Here is a 1,613-nt window from a genome sequence, read left to right on the forward strand (position 1 = left end):
GCCACCTTGTCGGGGCGCCGCTCTTCCCATTCGTCCAGGCGGGTTTCAACCTCGGCCAGAACTTCCTGCCCTTCTTCGTTAGCTCTCTTTATCACGTCAAGGATCTGGTTCAGGCTCGATCTGGTGTAGTCGCGGGCCCAGTTGTCGAGGTAGCCGTCCATCCATTTCTCAAGCTCCGGAGTCATTCCGGCTACAGCGTTCACTTCCTCCGCGGCCAGGGCCTGAATGGTTTCGGTATAGGTAAGAAGTGCCGGCCTGAGCGCCCTCTTCATCCACTCGGGAGCGCCGCGGTAGTATTCTTCAAGCCAGGCGATGAATTCATGCTGAGTGCGCTCAGTAAGGGCTTTCCGGGCCTTGTCTAGGACCTGACTTTTCTCGCGCTTGACCACGCGCTCGGCGGCATCTTTAAAAAGCCTCAGGTAGCGGTTGGCCGTCTTGAGCTTCAGGGTTGCATAGTTGGTCTTTTTCTTCGCCCGCTCTTCTTGTTTCTGCCGGTCGTTGCCGGGTCTGGGCTCGGGGCTGCCGTCCTCAATCGCCACCATGTTGAGCGGGACATAGTGCTTGTCTCCGCCCTCAAAGGGGTTGTCGTTTTCCTTCGCCCGGATATCATTCTGTGAATAGACGCCGATGTTGAACATGGTCTGGTAGAATTCTGCCCGGGCTTTGCTGTCGCCGCGGAGTAGTCCCTCAACGCTGAATTCAGAGTAGTAAACCCGGCGCTCGTCCTTGACGAAGATGGACCGGGTGAATTCCTGCTCCCAGCAAACCAGGTAGGGCCTGAGGGAGAAGATAATAAACCCGATATTCATTTCTTCAATGCCGGTTCCCCAGGATGTGCTCTTCGAGTGCTCCTGGATCAGGTGAAGCGGCACGCCGTAGAACCGAGCGATCTCTTCAGTCTGGTAGCGCCTGGTTTCGAGGGCCTGTGCTTCGTTCGGGTTGATGGTCAGTTTGGTGAATTTTAAGCCTTGCTCCAAAAACATGACGCGGTGGCCTTTGGATAGGCCTGCGTATTTTTCGCTGAATGTCTTCCTGAATCGTTCGTATGCTTCATCGCTTAATTTGCCGGGATATTCAGCAATGCCGGAAGCGTTCGCCCCGGAGGAGAAGAACCGGCTGCCGAACTCCTCGGCGGCAAGGGAAAGGCCAATAGCCTCGCGGGCCAGGACGATCGGTTTAAATGTGTCGAAGTTCCCGGCGCCCACCCACTGAATGTGGAGCATCTGTTCGCGGTAAAGAAAGCGGGTCTGGCCGTCCATGGTGTAAACTTCGTAAAATACCTCATGCGCTTTCTGGTTCCGCCGCGGCATTACCCGGTCGGACGGGATCGGCCATAGCTCGATAACGTCGCCAGCCTTATTTCTCACGATCTCCGCATAAGCGTTCCCGGTTAAAAGCAGATTGACCATCATGATCAGCCGGCCGGTGTAAGATGTGCATTCCGCATTCCAAAGGGTGTGGAGCACAAAATAAAGCGGCAGGTCCTGTGCCTTTTCCTTCCCGTTTGCGGTGCGCCGGTAGGTGTGAAGCGGCAGGGAAGCAAGGACCTGGCCCAGCAGCCGGATGCAGGCAAAGACGGCGGTAACTTGTATCGCCGTGGTTTCGCTCACTTG

1 protein-coding gene is annotated in these 1,613 nt (G+C 56.2%); it reads right to left on the minus strand.

Annotated features, from left to right (window positions below):
* A partial coding sequence (locus tag ACE4YL_RS15095; RefSeq protein ID WP_461369780.1) for a phage portal protein occupies positions 1 to 1,613 on the minus strand: 1,613 nt, incomplete at both ends.

Source organism: Candidatus Darwinibacter acetoxidans (assembly GCF_041936445.1).
Lineage (GTDB): Bacteria > Bacillota > Limnochordia > Darwinibacteriales > Darwinibacteriaceae > DTU010.